This window comes from Nonlabens tegetincola, from assembly GCF_002117085.1.
GTDB classification, from domain to species: Bacteria; Bacteroidota; Bacteroidia; order Flavobacteriales; family Flavobacteriaceae; genus Nonlabens; species Nonlabens tegetincola.
In genome coordinates, this window is the sequence record NZ_CP019342.1 from 2154936 (window position 1) to 2171852 (window position 16917).

10 protein-coding genes are annotated in these 16917 nt (G+C 36.4%); all 10 read right to left on the reverse strand.

Annotation, left to right across the window (positions count from 1 at the left end):
• Positions 1 to 54: 54 nt before the first annotated feature.
• The 10 genes from BST91_RS10045 to sov all read right to left on the reverse strand — a co-directional run bounded on the left by BST91_RS10045 (position 55) and on the right by sov (position 16910).
• Positions 55 to 1020, reverse strand: coding sequence for a YpdA family putative bacillithiol disulfide reductase (locus tag BST91_RS10045; RefSeq protein ID WP_085775306.1), 966 nt, complete (start codon positions 1018 to 1020; stop codon positions 55 to 57).
• 54 nt (positions 1021 to 1074) lie between these two features.
• Complete coding sequence (gene rpe / locus BST91_RS10050) at positions 1075 to 1734, reverse strand: ribulose-phosphate 3-epimerase (RefSeq protein WP_085775307.1); 660 nt, start codon at positions 1732 to 1734, stop codon at positions 1075 to 1077.
• Between the two features lie 256 nt (positions 1735 to 1990).
• Complete coding sequence (locus BST91_RS10055) at positions 1991 to 4258, reverse strand: polyribonucleotide nucleotidyltransferase (RefSeq protein WP_085775308.1); 2268 nt, start codon at positions 4256 to 4258, stop codon at positions 1991 to 1993.
• A 167-nt stretch (positions 4259 to 4425) separates the two neighbouring features.
• Positions 4426 to 4695: a 30S ribosomal protein S15 gene (gene rpsO, locus BST91_RS10060; protein ID WP_042279545.1), complete on the reverse strand. Its 270-nt coding sequence runs from the start codon at positions 4693 to 4695 to the stop codon at positions 4426 to 4428.
• A gap of 137 nt (positions 4696 to 4832) precedes the next feature.
• The gene (locus BST91_RS10065; RefSeq protein WP_169709779.1) at positions 4833 to 6935 is read right to left on the reverse strand and encodes a hypothetical protein; all 2103 of its coding nucleotides are present in this window, start codon (positions 6933 to 6935) and stop codon (positions 4833 to 4835) included.
• A 103-nt stretch (positions 6936 to 7038) separates the two neighbouring features.
• The gene (locus BST91_RS10070; protein ID WP_085775309.1) at positions 7039 to 7863 is read right to left on the reverse strand and encodes an energy transducer TonB; all 825 of its coding nucleotides are present in this window, start codon (positions 7861 to 7863) and stop codon (positions 7039 to 7041) included.
• 164 nt (positions 7864 to 8027) lie between these two features.
• The gene (locus BST91_RS10075; protein WP_060523704.1) at positions 8028 to 8756 is read right to left on the reverse strand and encodes an energy transducer TonB; all 729 of its coding nucleotides are present in this window, start codon (positions 8754 to 8756) and stop codon (positions 8028 to 8030) included.
• Between the two features lie 59 nt (positions 8757 to 8815).
• A complete protein-coding gene (locus BST91_RS10080; protein ID WP_157546949.1) occupies positions 8816 to 9238 on the reverse strand; it encodes a VanZ family protein in 423 nt (140 codons plus the stop codon).
• Positions 9238 to 9615 carry a glycine cleavage system protein GcvH gene (gene gcvH, locus BST91_RS10085; RefSeq protein WP_042279542.1) on the reverse strand — a complete coding sequence of 126 codons (378 nt, stop codon included), beginning with the start codon at positions 9613 to 9615 and terminating at the stop codon, positions 9238 to 9240. The genes BST91_RS10080 and gcvH overlap by 1 nt, the downstream gene beginning before the upstream one ends.
• 83 nt (positions 9616 to 9698) lie before the next feature.
• On the reverse strand, positions 9699 to 16910 hold the full coding sequence (gene sov / locus BST91_RS10090) for a T9SS outer membrane translocon Sov/SprA (protein WP_085775311.1): 7212 nt from the start codon (positions 16908 to 16910) through the stop codon (positions 9699 to 9701).
• Positions 16911 to 16917: the final 7 nt, after the last annotated feature.

The following is a 16917-nucleotide window of genomic DNA, read 5'->3' on the forward strand; positions in this document are numbered from 1 at the left end:
AATAAACAGTAAAGAATTTTGACATATTCCGGTTTAGAAATTCTTTATTAGGTTTTAACCTTTTTCCTTTATATCAGAAATAATCATTTCTGCATGAACTCTACTATTCTCTATGAACCACTTATGTGTTTCCTTTCCGCCGCAAATAACACCAGCGAGGTATATACCAGCTACATTAGTTTCCATTGTTTTAGGATCGTAGCTAGGTATTAAATATTTTCCTGTAAGATCAACACCCAGGCTTTTTAAGAAACTAAAATTGGGCAGATAACCCGTTAGAGCAACAACAAAATCATTTTCTATACTTTTTATAACTCCATTATGTTTGAAAAATACCGAATTCGGTGTGATTCTTTCAACTTCAGAATTGTAAAAAACAGTTATAGCTCCTTCTTTGATCCTATTTTCTATATCAGGTTTAACCCAATACTTTACTCGTTCTCCTATGGAGTCTCCTCGGACTAGCATGGTTACCTTACCTCCTTTTCTATAAATTTCAAGAGCTGCATCAACCGCACTATTACTAGCACCAATAACCACCACATTTTGAAAAGCGTACAAGTGAGGATCATTGTAATAATGGGTTACCTTAGGAAGCTCTTCTCCTGGAACTTTTAATAAATTAGGAATATCAAAAAAGCCAGTTGCAATTATCAATTGTCTTGACAAATAGGTTTTCTTTGAAGTAATTACTTCAAAATCAACTTTCTTTTTAACATCAACGACCTCTTCAAATAAATGAATATCCAGTTGGTTTGAGGTAGCAATTCTTCTATAATATTCTAATGCCTCTTGCTTACTAGGTTTTGCTTCTTTTGAAATAAACGGGATCTCTTCAATCTCAAGCTTTTCACTTGTTGAAAAAAACTGCATGTTAGCAGGATAATTATACAAAGAGTGTACGAGCGGTCCTTTTTCTAGAACTAAATAAGATAACCCTGCCTTCTTTGCTTTTAAGGCACAAGCAATACCTATGGGTCCTGCCCCAATAATAATTATATCATACAATACCTCTTCCATAGCACAAAGATAACGGCTACTTTCAAGGACTATTTACAGAGTAATCTTAAAAAATTACTTCTCTATAATTTTCTTAAGACCTGCGATAGTTTGAGTAGGATTTTCGCTTTTGAATACATAACTACCAGCTACTAGCACATCGGCACCGGCATCGATTAATTGCCTTGCGTTTTTATCCGTCACGCCACCATCGATTTCAATCAAGGTTTCAGCACCTTTAGCATCAATAATTTTTTTGAGCTGGGTTACTTTATCATAAGTGTTTTCAATAAAGCTTTGCCCTCCAAAACCTGGATTCACACTCATCAAACAAACCATGTCAATATCCTGAATGGTATCTGTAAGTAAATGAACACTAGTATGTGGATTAAGTGCTACACCAGCTTTCATACCATGAGATTTTATAAGCTGAAGTGTTCTATGTAGGTGTGTACACGCCTCATAATGAACGGTAAGGTAATCACAACCTAAATCGGCAAAGGTTTTCACATAACGGTCAGGATCAACGATCATCAAATGTGTATCTATAGTTTTTGTGGCGTGCTTTACGATATCACGTAGCACGGGCATTCCAAAAGAAATATTAGGAACAAAAACACCATCCATGATGTCAATGTGAAACCAATCTGCGTCACTAGAGTTAACCATTTCAACATCACGTTGAAGGTTTGCAAAATCTGCTGCTAGAATAGATGGGGCGATACGTTTGGACATTACTAAGTTTTAAAGGTTATGCAAAGTTAGGGTATTGATTTCGCTTTCGCGAAAGCGCAGCACTATAAAATCTTTTTGAAGTTCAATCTAAAAGTATAGCATAGCTATTTTCTATAGAAACAATCTGTTTTAGTGTAAAAAAATAAATTTTGTAAAGCAGTAAGAAAGAAAAAATAATAATGTTGTTAAGATTTCTTTTTCATAAAAAATGCCTCTTGATTTCTCAAGAGGCATTTCTACATTATAAACTAGTGAATTAATCTTCAGATTTATTCTCGTTGTTGTCATTATCTCGACGTGGTCGGTCATCGCGACGTCTGTCGTTACCACGACGGTCATCACGTCTACCACCGCTACGGCGGTCGTTGTTACGCCTATCGTTATTGTTACTGCGACGTGGACGCTCTTCCCAACCTTCTGGCTTAGGCATTAATGCTTTACGAGATACCTTTTGTTTTTTAGTTCTAGGGTCTATTCCTAAATACTTAACATCTAGAACATCTCCTACACTTAAAACAGTTGATGGATCCTCAATACGTTTGTAATCAAATTCACTTACGTGTAATAAGGTTTCCTTTCCAGGAGCAAATTCTACTACCGCACCAAATTCAAGCATCTTAACCACTTTCACCTCGTAAACCGAACCTACTTCAGGTTCAAAGATGATGTTTTTGATACGCTCAATAGCAGCATTGATTTTATCGCGATCTGTACCGGCAATTTCGATAACACCCTTATCATCAACCTCTTCAATATTGATAACCGTATCTGTTTCCTTTTGCATTTCCTGGATGATCTTTCCACCAGGTCCGATAACAGCACCTATGTACTTTCCTTCTATCTCCATAGATTCCATCTTAGGAGCGTGTGGCTTCACATCATCAGCTGGAGTAGCAATCGTATCGGTAAGTTTACCTAAAATATGCATACGACCATCACGTGCTTGCATTAAAGCATTGGTAAGGATCTCGTAAGAAAGACCTTTAATCTTAATATCCATCTGGCAAGCAGTGATACCATCTTCTGTACCTGTTACTTTAAAGTCCATATCACCTAAGTGATCTTCATCACCTAGAATATCAGATAAAACTGCATAATCATCACCATCACTTATCAATCCCATCGCAATACCAGAAACCGGCTTTTTCATTTCAATACCAGCATCCATAATTGCCATAGTACCAGCACAAACAGTTGCCATGGAAGAAGAACCATTAGATTCTAATACTTCACTTACAACACGCACAGTATATGGACAATCCTCTGGAATCATTCCTTTAAGTGCACGTTGAGCAAGGTTACCGTGTCCTATCTCACGACGAGATGTCCCACGTAGTGGACGAGCCTCACCAGTTGAGAATGGCGGGAAATTGTAGTGTAAATAGAAACGCTCTTCACCTTCTTGAGATGCCATGTCTATAACATTTGCATCGCGTGAAGTACCTAGTGTTACTGTTGCAAGCGCTTGAGTTTCTCCACGTGTAAAAATGGCACTACCATGAGTAGATGGTAAATAGTCGATCTCACACCAAATATCACGAATATCAGTAGTTTTACGACCGTCAAGACGTACACCTTCCTTAAGCAATACATCGCGTACTGCTTTTTTGTGCGTTTTATTAAAATATTTAGAAATTAATTTTCCTTTTTCTTCTACCGTTTCTTCATCAAAAGTTTCAAACAAAGCCTCTTTAATTTCACCAAAGGCAGTTGAACGCTCTCGCTTACCGCTACCTTGTTTGGCAATATCATAAACCTTGTCATAAGTAAACTCAGCTACTTTAGCCTCGATATCAGCATCTTCATCCTCGCCTTCATACTCACGAGTTTCCTTCTTACCACCTACTTGTTCCACTAGAGCTATTTGAGCCTCGCATTGTTCCTTGATAGCTTCATGTGCTGCTTTAATAGCTGCGATCATTTCTTCTTCAGAGATTTCATCCATTTCTCCTTCAACCATCATCACACTATCGGCACTCGCACCTATCATCATGTCAAGATCACTTTCCTCTAGTTGTTCAAAACTTGGGTTTATGATAAACTCGCCGTCAATACGTCCTACACGCACTTCAGAAATCGGGCATTCAAATGGAATGTCAGATAATTGTAATGCAGTACTCGCTGCTAATCCTGCTAGTGCATCAGGCATTACGTTTTTATCGTGTGACATTAATTGAATCATCACTTGCACTTCATTGTGGTAGTCCTTAGGAAATAGTGGACGTAATACACGGTCTACTAATCTCATAGTAAGTACCTCACCGTCATTAGGACGTGCTTCACGTTTAAAGAATCCGCCTGGGTATTTACCTGCCGCAGCAAATTTTTCTCTAAAATCTACAGTAAGAGGTAGGAAATCCATTCCCGTTGAAGAGTAACCAGATACTACAGTACCTAATAACATAGCGTCGCCGCAGCGCACTACAACTGATCCGTGTGCCTGTTTTGCAAGAGCACCGGTCTCAATGGTGATATCTGGCCCATTGGCCATTTTTATCACTTGTTTAAAAACTTGTGGTTTCATAAAATTTTATTTAACGTTTTCTCAAGTTGTGTGTGGTGAGAAAGTGTTTGTCATTTTTCTTTATGAGAAACCAGCTTTTATGTCTCGCGATTATTTATTTATGACGCTTTCGCGAAAGCGTACCTGCAATATACTAATAAAAAAAGGGACACAAGGTCCCCAATTTTTTACTTTCTTATTCCTAATTCCTTAATAAGCTCACGATATCTTAAGATATCCTTCTTCATAAGGTAATCAAGTAATGAACGACGCTTACCTACCAATTTAACCAAGCTACGCTCTGTATTAAAATCGTGACGGTTTTTCTTAAGGTGTTCTGTTAAGTGATTGATACGGTATGTGAATAACGCGATTTGCGCATCAGTGTTACCAGTATCGTTTACTGACTTTCCATACTTTGAAAAGATTTCAGCTTTTTTTTCTGCAGTTAAATACATGCCAAAATTATTTGAAATAATGAATATTATGTATGCCAGACTATCTGACGTATCGCTTAAAGCGAGTGCAAAAATAATGTTTTATTGTGGTTTACAAGCTTTTAAATCAAAAAAGTTAATCTGATACTTTTTATTATTTACCTATCGTAAGACCAGTTCATTATATCTGTGCGCAATCCTATGTTAAACCAGGTTGTGGATTGATCAACCACTCTTACGTTATCTACTTGAGGAGAAATATCTCGATAAATAAGCTGTGCATAAACTTTTAAGTTTGAGGCTGGATTGATTAAATACCCTGCTTCAAGTTGCCCATAAAAATAGCTTGCGGTATTACCTTGAGCTACTTCATTACCGTTTTCAAATGCGCGATTATCTTCACTGGTGTAAATATTTCCTCCATAAGCAAGATTGTCGGTATTTGATAATATATCATAACCACGTTCCCCTAAAATAGCTTTACCGATCCCGTACCATCGTTTATAGTCATATCGGCCTATAAAAATCATCTCATAGAAGTTTGCACCCCATGGATGAGCAAGCGCTTGGTTACTATTACCATAATTAAGAACGATAGAATTATGACTGTAAGTAAAAGGCCTTACCCGATTATACTCTGCTTGAAGCATTAAACCTTTAATAAAAGCATTTTGCCATTTTACACCTAATTGAAAGGCACTTTTATTCTTAAAACTACCACCACCAGCCACGGCATCACTAGAAAACTCGTCAAAAACAAGCTGTCCATATCCCGTAACCCTATTGGTGAATTTATATTTTGCAGTAGCGCCTATTAAAGCATTTCCACCTCGTGAACCTGTTTGTAATTCAATAGCTTGATAAAAAATGATAGGATTAATATAATTAAAATCAAATCCTCTTTGGTTATCATCCTGCCAAAGCACACTTTCAAACAATCCGATATTAAGTCGCTTTGTAGCATTCCAACTTAAATAGTGAAAAGTCATAAACTTAGTACGAAAACTATCATCGGCAGTTACTTCACTGCGCACATCTCTTAGCGAGGTGTAAAGAACAGTGTAGTTGAGTTTCCAAAAATTTGCATTTACTTTAAAGTAAGGGAATGGCATTGAGTTATCACTTAAAATTAAAGATCTGTATCCATCTCCTATAAAATGCTGCCCATGACCTAATTGTAAATCAAAATACTTGCTAGGTTTGTAATTAATATAACCTGTTGCTACTGGGTAATCGTAAATACTCTCACCGCCATCTTCAGCAATACCACGACCAGGTACAATACCTGGATTACCACCATCTGGTGCTCGCAGCGTGATTTCTCGGTTGAAATAATCTGCAAATCGACCTTGAGATTCTTGAATCGTAGCTCCAAATGTTATTTGCTTACCGATACCACCGTTTACCATCGCGAGCCTAGTATTATTAAAAGTATTAATATCGGAATCAAAATCTTTACCCAACTGTAGGTCTACTCCTGGATCTATTACAAACCAGTAATCATCTCCTGCAACTCTAAAAAAGTGCTCATTCCACCATTTGCGACCTAACCATGTTGTGCGTTCTTCTGTTAAACTAGAGCGCTGTGCTTCTAAATCAAAATAAGCTCCTACTTGATTAAAGGTATAAGGCTTAATACTACTATGAGCATTAGTACCAATTTTGTTCATAGCAGCTTCATATGGTGCATAACGCTGATACGAAAAAGGAATTATTGCGTTTGAGAGTAATTCTTGATTGGTGTATTTATTTGATTTGATACCTTGGTAATCATTGTTCGCTTTCGCGAAAGCGATACTGTCTAATTCATTGACCGCATCATTCTTGGCTGGCGATGCAGTATTTTGCTTTTCATCAAACGTAGCAAAGGAACCACCTGATACCAATGGAACTGGTGTGTTTATAACAAATTGCATAAACGTGGGATTCCCGTTGTAGCTAGGTGGCGTAATTTGGGGCAATGAATTAAAAGCTTTTCTCAATTCATTTTTTACATCTTGCTCTTTTGAGTCTAAGGTGATAACAATAAACTCACCTTCTTTATTTACTTCAAACCTAATTGTCGCACTACTAGAGCTAACATCTTTTGGGTGATCATAATTATTTTGAAGTTGCACGTATAATTCCTCATAAAAACAGCTGGATAATTCACTGGATAAAACTGATTCACAATTACTAAAAATAGGGAATTTCTCTATACTTGTTTGAGCAATACCTGTTATAGAAGACAGTATAAAAATTAAAGAGAGAATTGATCTCATAAATTCAAGTTATAGGCTCAAAGATACACTTTAATAATACCGAATAAAAAATCCCAGACTCATATTAAAAAACAGGTCTGGGATCACAATAAATGGTTGATGTTTATTGCTGAATTGAAAATGTTATTGGTATTGAATAAATCACCCTAACTGGTTTATTATTGATTTTGCCAGGCTGCATTTGCGGTAATTTGGCCATCACTCTATTCGCTTCCTTTACTAATCGTTCATTAGGAGCACGTACTTTGATATCAATTGGATTACCGTTTTCATCAATTGTGAACATAGTAGCTATCTTAAATTTATCTCCTTGACCTGATAAATCTTCGGCTAGACTAGTATCAAAATTTCTTTGAATGAATCTTTTCATCTTTTCATTCATGCAGTCATACTTTTCCTCTCTTGACAAATCTTCATCACAACCAGGAAAAAGCGGCATTTCTTGAACGGCCATTATAGGACTGCTGGTAGTAGATGTGGTCGATTTGCTTTTTGCTTCTGCCTTACTAGATGTAACTGGCGTGACCGCAGACTCTGTAACAGGCGTTTCTTCCCTTTTTTTGTCATCATTTTCAGGAACAAGGTCGTTATTATCAACCACCTTTAATTTACTCGGTTCTATAATTTTAGGAGTTTCGATTCTTACAGGTTTTGCAATAGGCTGTTTAATGATTGGGTTATCTGGAATTACTCGATAAACATCATGATCTTCTTCCCACAGGTCTATGATCGTAGTACCAACGATTGCAGGAACAGGCTTAGTTTCTTCGGTGGTGGTTTCAATAACCATCCAAACTAGCAATAGCGCTGCTACCAGCCCTATTTGAAAATTAATAATGGGATTGACTTTTGTGTTAATTGATTTCTTCCTCTCGATACGAGAAAGTACCGATGTTGCAGCATCGGTATCTTTTTTAAAGAGACTCATAATTAATGGTTTAAAATGTTATTAGGAACAGAAATCAAGAGTCGTACCAAAAACCGTTAATTCAAAATAAAATCCATAAGCTTTTAATGAAAATATTGTTTTATTAATAATAAAAAAGCCCGACTTTCTACAAGTCGGGCTTTTTTAAAAATTTATTTAATTATCTAGTCCTGTACCTGGAAGATAATTGGTAATGCATAAATAACACCTACCGCTCTCCCACGCTGCATACCTGGAGTCATTTTAGGTAATTTATTTATTACACGTGCAGCTTCTTTCTGTAGATCTGGATGCTTAGCACGAGATTGAACTCCTACAATATTTCCTTTACTATCGATTTTAAACTGTACCGATATTTTTTGACGACCTTCAAGACCTAAGTCGTTTGCAAGACCGGTATTAAAGTTACGGTTAACGAACTTGGTGATTTTTTCACTCATACACTTCTTACGGTCGGCATTATTTTTCTTATCCTCACAACCAGGATAAATAGGCACATTTTCAATAATTGCAAAAGGCACATCGGCAATCACTTCTTCTACACCTACTTCTTCAGAAACCTCTTCTACCTCAACAATTTCTTCTTCTTCATCGGTTTCAGTATCCTGAATTTCCACCTCTTCAATTTCTACATCATCCTCAACAACTTCCAGAATTTCTGGAGCTGGTGGCGGTGGTGGTGGCGGTGGTGGTGTATCAAGCATTTGTGTAATTGGAATTTCCTCTTCAATTACGAATTCTTCAATTTCAACTGGCGGCTCCTCGATTTCGACTGTTTTTGTCTCATACTCCAAACCTTGCCATGCTAGCAAAAGCATAAATGCCAGTCCTGCAAGAGCATACAACGTAATATTCTTACGTAAATCTGCCTTTTCTGATTTTTTAACTTCCATTGCGGTGGTGTTTAGTGGCTAAAAATAAATAATTCAATTTTTCTTAAAAGCTTTTAACGCTAAGATTTTTTTATCTGTAACATTTTACTGATAACATAAAGTAATAAAGCACCAATAATAATGCCAAATACATTAGCAAAAACGTCAAAGATATCCATAGATCTATTTTGTGAGAAATATCCTTGACCTAATTCTATAAGAACTCCTATTATAAAAGATAATACCATAGCTCCTATAACAACTGTTCTAGAAAAATCTTCTAGTATGTTTTTTATATTCCATGAATAGTCAGGAAACTTTGAAACATAACCGACATAAAAAAAGAAGTACCATACTATCGCCATAATAGAATAGGCAATTGCATGATACACTTTATCTTGAAAACTGAGCTCAAAAGGAATAGGAAAGGGTAAACTTGTTAGTGAAAGATAAGCAATCACTAGAGTGTAAACCGGCGCAACCCCTTTAAGCAAATGCTTCACTATCCTACAAGATCTTTATAAGCATCAGCAGTCATAAGATCATCTACTTGTGAAGCGTCGCTTATTTTTATTTTAATCATCCATCCATCACCATAAGGGTCAGAGTTTACTAACTCTGGCTCGTCTTCTAATTGCTCATTAAATTCAACAATTTCACCTGACAATGGTAAAAACAAGTCAGAAACGGTTTTTACCGCTTCTACCGTACCGAAAACTTCCTCTTGATCAAGTGTTTCATCTACGGTTTCAACCTCAACGTATACAATATCACCTAATTCGCTTTGAGCAAAATCAGTGATCCCTACTGTTGCAACATCACCTTCTATTTTTACCCATTCGTGGTCTTTGGTGTACTTAAGTTCTGCTGGAATATTCATTATTTAATTTTTAAAGGGGTAAAGTTAAAACATTAAGCTTTTTAAGCCACAAGTTTACTATTATAATTACGTAAAATCATTTACTAATTTCCAAACGTATATCTTAATGTAATTCCACTACGAATAGTGGTCTGCGGAAACGCCGTCGAAATTGCAAACTCGCTGAAAGTATGGTCGTAATAGAAGATTCCAGTAAAGGCCTGGCTAAAGGCATATTCTGCGCTGAATTTTAAACCATAAATTGTTTGTCCAGCAGTAGCTTGACTATTATCAAAATCTAAATATCTTACTATAGTAATATTATCTCTGATTGAACCATCCAATCTCATGTTCAAGTCGCTTTTTATCACACGACTGCGTCCACCCCAATTCGTTCTAAATTTGAGATCCTTTAATCTATAACCAACTCCTACGATCCATTCTTTACTGTTTATTTCAGTAAGTAGGTTATTATCAAAACTTAGGGACACAGCTCTATCCCTACGATGTTCTACAGCAATAGACATTGAATTTTTCATTTCAAAATCAATCTTGAACAATGGCGAAAAACTCTCAGTCAAATTGATGTTGAAATATAGTTGTGGTGACTTGAAATCTCCATTTTGATTTAATGATCCTGGATTAAGCGTGGCATTTTCATCATAATCAAAATTTCTATTACCAGCAACAAAATCTAGATTACGTTGAAATTGATTAATCGTATAACTAGACCTGTACCCATGATTCAATGAAAATCTTCTAAAACGTTTTTTAAACCATTTAAGATTCATTAATCCTGTGTACTTTAAAGTCCAATTAGGTAAAGGAATATCTCTAAAAGCACTACGATCTTGATCTTCAACATCTCGCCCTTCATAAGCAGCAATAAAGGAAGGCAATAAAACTTCCTGACTATTACGTGAAAAACCTACAGGAAACCCATCTGAATCACGGTTAAATGTTGTAGTTCCATAAAATTCCGTTGCCAGTTTATTGGCTACAGCTAGTCTATTATTTCTAAATGTCTCAAAAGTTTTGGAGCCATTGATATCGCTTTTTTGGAAAGCAGTACCAATCATAATGGTAGAAATATCAAAGTTCCCAAATTCATTAGGTGTCAACGATTGATATTGTAAGGATGTTGGATTTACTCGATAATTTTCTTGATAGGTTTCTTGATAATTTCGGTTTCCTACAAGGTCCAGAGTTAGGTCCTTTACTAGATCAACTTTAATGTTATAATCAAACTTGCGTGAAGCTACCTCACTATACTGTTGATTAAAATCCTGGAACAAGGTTAACCAACCTTTTCTTGCGGCTAGTTCTCTAACTTCTGCCTGTGACCCAAACACAAAACCTGTAGTAGGCTTTAAAGTCCCTATAAACCCAATATCATTTGTGTAACCTGGAAGGAACATACCATTGGTTTCCTCATAGTTTATTTGTGCTCTTTTTACTGAAGTTACCACACCTATTAAAGTATTAAGAGCTTGATTTGCAAAGTTCTTCTTAGGGATCTTCTTTTCCTTTTCTTCCTTAGCCTGATCGGGATTTGGTGTTCCAGCTGGTGTGCGCGTTCTACTGCGGCTGCGTGATCTCTTACGGGCATTACGTGCTTCGTTTCCAAATTTAATCTTCTCTAGACCTACGTATTTATAAAGATTATCTAGATCCAAAGTACCGTTGATACGATGTGTATTGGCATTTGAAACAGTATTACCTATATCCGGTATATCATCTAATTGTGAAAATTGTTGCGATGATCTCTGCCAGTTAAAATCTGCTGTGTAAGTGTAGTTCGCTTTCGCGAAAGCGAGAAAAGGAAACTTATCAAACGGCAATTTATAAGTAAGTTGTAATTGTTGATTGTGTTGATTAGGAATACCTTCATCAAAAAAGTCGGTCCATAAGGTATAGTCTTGATCTACTTCATTGGACTCTGAATCAATGTAACTACGGACCAGTCTATTCTGATTGGCACTTAAGTTGAACTGTAACGATTTTGTCAAATCCCAATTAATAGCATACTGATGATTGAGTGTAAAATTGCGATTTGTTAATGGAGCGATACTGATATTTTGCGCATCTGGAATACCATCACCATCAATATCTACTGGATTAGTATCCAATTGAAGATCTCTAAATTTTTGAAAGTTGTATTGTCTAACAATATTCCCACTCGCAGAAAAATTATTAGGTAATAAATTAAGATTAAAATCACTTAAGAATTTACCGTACTTACCTTCTAAAAAGCTGATGTTCTTGAAAGGCTCAACCTCGGCTTTAGGAAACGCATAATTATAAGTTGCTCCTGCATTAACTGACTGTTCTTTATATTGCTCAATTTCAAAGTTGCGTTGATCTACTTGATTGTAACTTCCAGAGAAAGTAAAGTTTTCAATATCATACGGCATTGGTTTTGAATCACCTGTTCGCTCCTTGCGCACTCCTATAAGATTGACGCTTTGCCTGCGCGTATAGTTTTCGGCTTGTTCCCTTATTGCGTCTCTTTCGGCGTCATTGTCTGCATTATCTAATCTAGTATCCAATTCAATATCCTCAAACTGTGGATCAAATTGCGGTGTTATGGTTTCTTCACCTATACTATAAGTGAACGGTAATTGTACACCCCATTTTTTAGGTAATAATTGACCTAGACTTACATTTGTTGTGATATCATATTGTGTGACATTTTCACGATCTCGCTCGTTAGGTCCTTGCTCAATAGCTCCAAAACCTATTGTACTGCGTCTACCTGTCGCAGTAACCGATGCAAAATCGGCAACATTTGCATCAAGATTCATAGTTGCCGCATAACCACCTTCGTTTTTAAGACCAGCAAGTCTCATTTCATTTACCCAAACTTCACCACATATTTGGTTTGATGTTGGATTGCGTACACCTATCATAAGTGCTCGTATATCTCCAAAATTTGGATTTCCACGGATACCATAACTATGTTGTGCTGCCTCGTTAGGATCTCCGCCAAGGTTAACTTGATCAAAGAAATTAGCTTCGTTTACATTTAATGCTGGATTTCCTAGTACTCTAGCTTTCAATTCCTGCAGTAACTCGAGGTTAATCTTAAAATTGTTACTATTAGGCCAAACTTCATTGCGATCAGTAGCTCCAAATGCTGTAATAGAAAGTGGCAATCTTACCTCATAATAATTTTGGGTGAAATCTACACCCATTCTCACAAAGACTTCAATCTCACCATCAGCAAGTGCGAGTTCATTTACTAGAGATTCAGCATGGACAAACATTTCTAAATCTTCATATTGACGCATGTCAATTCGAATGTTCTTAAACACAGCTCTTGAATCACCAGATTCTAAATCACAAACTCTTAAAGCTAGCGATTGTTCATTCTGTCTGATGTTTTGATTTTGAGTTCTTAATTCTTCTCTTTCAACTCCTGGTGGTAATACATACCTAATTGGAGTTCTAGATTCGTTATTTTCAATATTAACACCTTCAACTTCAAAAACAGTAGGGTCGTCTGCGGCGTTAGGATCCGTTTCATCTAATGAAGCAGTGTAACGACGATAATCACCGCGCACTAGATCCAAAGAACCAAATCTTAAATGCGTATCTACGTTAAAATCTGTCAGGTACATTCTCATGAATCGAATAGCTCTAAAATCTGCTATTTCATTAATCACTTCACGATTAGGATCATTAAGCGGCACTCTAAACTGCACCCATCTTGTATCTATACGAGTTCCGTTAGGCAATTCGGTTTGTACTGTTTTAGTATCGTAGATGTAATCGTTGTTATTAACGTCCATTCCTGGAAATACTGGAATATTATATTCGAAATAACTATCGATGGTATTCATGGTGTTATCTCTATTAATATCCTCAACATCTGGCAAAGTGGTTGATCCTCTATTTGTTTGAGATACTTCAGAAGGTGAGTTTCCTTCTGTCCCATTATAATTTCTATAACGATTAACTATATCACCGTTAGCGGCAAGATAAAACTCATAATTATCATTAGCTGGATCTACTGGACCAAAAGCAGGAAAGGAATTAATCTCTTCGGCATCACTAAAACCATCTAAACCTATATCTTGATTTGCTCTCTCTTGTCCCTGCGTGTCAAATGCGTAAACAAGAGATTGACTATTAGGGACTTTTCCATAAGCCGTTGATGTAGTTAATATCGTACCTCCATCATCCGGTAATCCATTTTCAAATTGCTTACGGTTGTCCTTTAGCACATCTTCAGATATACTTCCTAAGTTGATAGAAATTGTTCCTCCTGTATTAGTAGGGTCAAATGCAAATGTGTCCATCATCCAAAATTGAATGTACTCCACATTATTTTGCTCAAAATTGGTACTTGAGAACTGTCTCATGATACCTGCCCAATTATCCTGTGGATTAGGAAGAATGTTTGAACCAGCTGCAGATGGATTGTAATTATAAGGACCACGCTCGCTTGGATAATAGGCAAGATCTAGTGTATTTACTACTTGTTGTTGACCTTGTTGTAAATCCACATTAGGAAACAACTCATCTATAAACACTCTACGCGTTCTCCAATCTGAAACATCATCGTCTGTAATACCTGCTGGTCTTTGCGTTCCATAGAATATTGGATCAATGGAATACCAGGACATTTTGGCCCTGCTATAATTATACTCTAGCGGATTTGAAGAACTTCCATTACCTTCAAAATCAACTGGTGTACTCGCTAACGACCAAGCAAACGGACTTAATATATCGATAGTCGTTTGAGAACCCTCAAAATCATCTACATATGCAGCTGCTCTATTACCAAAATTATCACCAGCTGGCGAGCCAGGAAATAAATACGCAATTTCACCTCTTAATGATAGATTTGAAGCAACATCAGTATCAATATTTGGTAATTTATTAACCAGTCTCGTTAACACAGGCACCTCAGTATTGTACAGAAAGTTTGCACCTAAAATAGTATTGTTAATAGGCTCAAAACCGTAGGTAGATTTTTGTGTAATGGGACGTTCTTTAAGATTCAAAAAAGTACCTCCTACTATAAGATCCTCACTAAATTTATGTTCTACATTTATTCCTGTAAATCTCTTTGTTTGCTGTCTGAATACCGAATTATTCTCTGTAGAAACTTGAATTGGTGTGTTTGAATTAAGTAACGCTTGATCCAGAATAATAACTCGACCAGCTAGATAGTCTACTGTATAATCTATACCTTCTTGTAGGGTTCGTCCACCAGCGGTAACAGTAACCGAACCTCTAGGAACATTGAAAGCACCTATAGGAATACCTTCTTGACCAGTTGATTTGTATTGACCTTTAATTAAATACTTATTCTTATCAGCGTTTTCTAGAGCTTGAGCCTTGGTCGTGCGATACATATTGCGGTATACATACTGCTCTTGATTTGCATTATAAGTAGATGGGTTGTTATAATCTTCTGGACCAGCGCCAGGAGTAAGATCTAACTTATTGAATAAAAATTCACCAAAAGGTTCTACACTCGTGAATATAATACGCCCATTTTCTGGATCGATAGTCAAACCAGGTACATAATCAAAGAAACCGTCACCATCAGGTTGCGGATCTCCTTGTTGATTTAATCTATCTAAATCAAATACTCTAATTAATGTGGTTTCTTCAACGTCACTAGGTAAAGCAACTGGTGGATTGGTTAGTGTTCCAGGAGCAGCTGTTATATAATTTAACTCTGGTGGATACTGGTAAAATATATTTAATCTAAAATCCTCTGGTGATAATTGAAATCCACCTAGATTATAAATGTTTTTCATCATTAGGTCCCAAGATGGCTCCGTAACAGTTACCAAGTTGCTCTTAAGTAACTTTACTACTAGATTTTGGTTATTAACAGCTACTTGCCCAGGATTCGTGTTTGTGTCTACATTGGTTGCAACTACACCATCATTAGCAAATTCTCCTACTTGATATACCTTACCACCAGCAGTAAACTGGAAAGCAACTGCAAGTACTTCATCGTTATTCAATCTTTGTCTTAAAGATATATAACCTAATTGCGTGTTTAAGGTATATTCATTTGGTGCTAATTTCCTTGCATTTTCTAAGGAAACGTAATCAAAGCCTTCATTTACTTGTGCACCACCAAAACCTTGCTGGACTGTTCCTATGTCTCTAATTTGCTCATTGAGTAATGAACTTGTAGAACCATTTATTCCTCTAGGGTTGAATTGGTTATTTGAATTGTCAGGATAAGCACCTTCTGTAACGTTAACAAAACCGGGAGGAACAACGTCTAAACCAATATTTTCACCGTCAGACTCACCTAAATCCTGAATAGCTACTAAATTACGTACATCTTGAGTACGATTACCACGATTGGTAATCCAAACCTCGGCTCTTGTGATTTGTACATTTGTATTTATAAATGGATAATTTTCTAGGGTGCGATCGTAATTATCCCTAAAATAATGAGCTAGGAAAAAGTGCCTGTTCTCATCATAATCCAGCGAGAAGAAATCAAATTCATTTATTGATGCTCCACCTTGAGCCTGCACTGTACGAGCCTCACTTTGTTGTTCTGAAAAAACAGCAGTAATTCTCGTTTTTCCAAATTGCAATTCTGTTTTAATACCAAAAAGACTTTGCGCACCACGAATAAGTTGAGAATTAAGTGGCATATTCACATTACCTACCTCAATACTTTGTAAAATATCGTCTTCTGTAGGTGTGTAATCAAGTTTAATTTGATTTTGAAAATTAAAGGTGCTTTGAGTATCGTAGTTAGCATTAACCTGTAGCCTAGTACCTACCTTACCTACAAGTGATAAATTAATTCGCTGGTTAAAATCAAAAGTGGTATTCTGTCTATTTCTAGGGGAAAAACTAGGGTTATCACTACGATTAAAAAGCAGCCCTAGATCTACCTCTACAGATCCTTGTGGAACTACCGATATCTCTGTACCACCAAAAATACTTTCAAACAAAGCCGAGTTTACATAAAAATTGGGTAAAAGATTCTTTTGCTTTTCCTTATCCTCATCCGTTTTTCCTGCAATTGCCTGTGCTTTTTCAATGAAATAACTTTTCATTTGTTCTTTCATAGCACGCTGTAAATACTGCTCTCTGGTAAGTACAAAGGGATAATCCAATTGATAGCCAGCAAATGTAGTCCTCAAAATATACCTATCCATTACTGGATCATATTCATACATTTTGGTTATGGAAGGTGGATCTGGTAATTCTAATTTACCTAATTCGACTCCATTAGGTATAGAATCGTTCTCTTGTGTTGTGGGTTGTTGCGCTTTCGCGAAAGCGAAACAAAAAAGAGCTATTAAAACAGGTAAAAGCTTCATTTTAAAA

Excerpts from the sequence above, each read along its gene's own strand:
- rpe (WP_085775307.1), bottom strand. The coding sequence starts at position 1,734 with ATGTCCAAACGTATCGCCCCATCTATTCTAGCAGCAGATTTTGCAAAC.
- BST91_RS10065 (WP_169709779.1), bottom strand. The coding sequence starts at position 6,935 with ATGAGATCAATTCTCTCTTTAATTTTTATACTGTCTTCTATAACAGGT.
- BST91_RS10070 (WP_085775309.1), bottom strand. The coding sequence starts at position 7,863 with ATGAGTCTCTTTAAAAAAGATACCGATGCTGCAACATCGGTACTTTCT.
- BST91_RS10045 (WP_085775306.1), bottom strand. The coding sequence starts at position 1,020 with ATGGAAGAGGTATTGTATGATATAATTATTATTGGGGCAGGACCCATA.
- BST91_RS10075 (WP_060523704.1), bottom strand. The coding sequence starts at position 8,756 with ATGGAAGTTAAAAAATCAGAAAAGGCAGATTTACGTAAGAATATTACG.
- BST91_RS10055 (WP_085775308.1), bottom strand. The coding sequence starts at position 4,258 with ATGAAACCACAAGTTTTTAAACAAGTGATAAAAATGGCCAATGGGCCA.
- gcvH (WP_042279542.1), bottom strand. The coding sequence starts at position 9,615 with ATGAATATTCCAGCAGAACTTAAGTACACCAAAGACCACGAATGGGTA.
- rpsO (WP_042279545.1), bottom strand. The coding sequence starts at position 4,695 with ATGTATTTAACTGCAGAAAAAAAAGCTGAAATCTTTTCAAAGTATGGA.
- sov (WP_085775311.1), bottom strand. The coding sequence starts at position 16,910 with ATGAAGCTTTTACCTGTTTTAATAGCTCTTTTTTGTTTCGCTTTCGCG.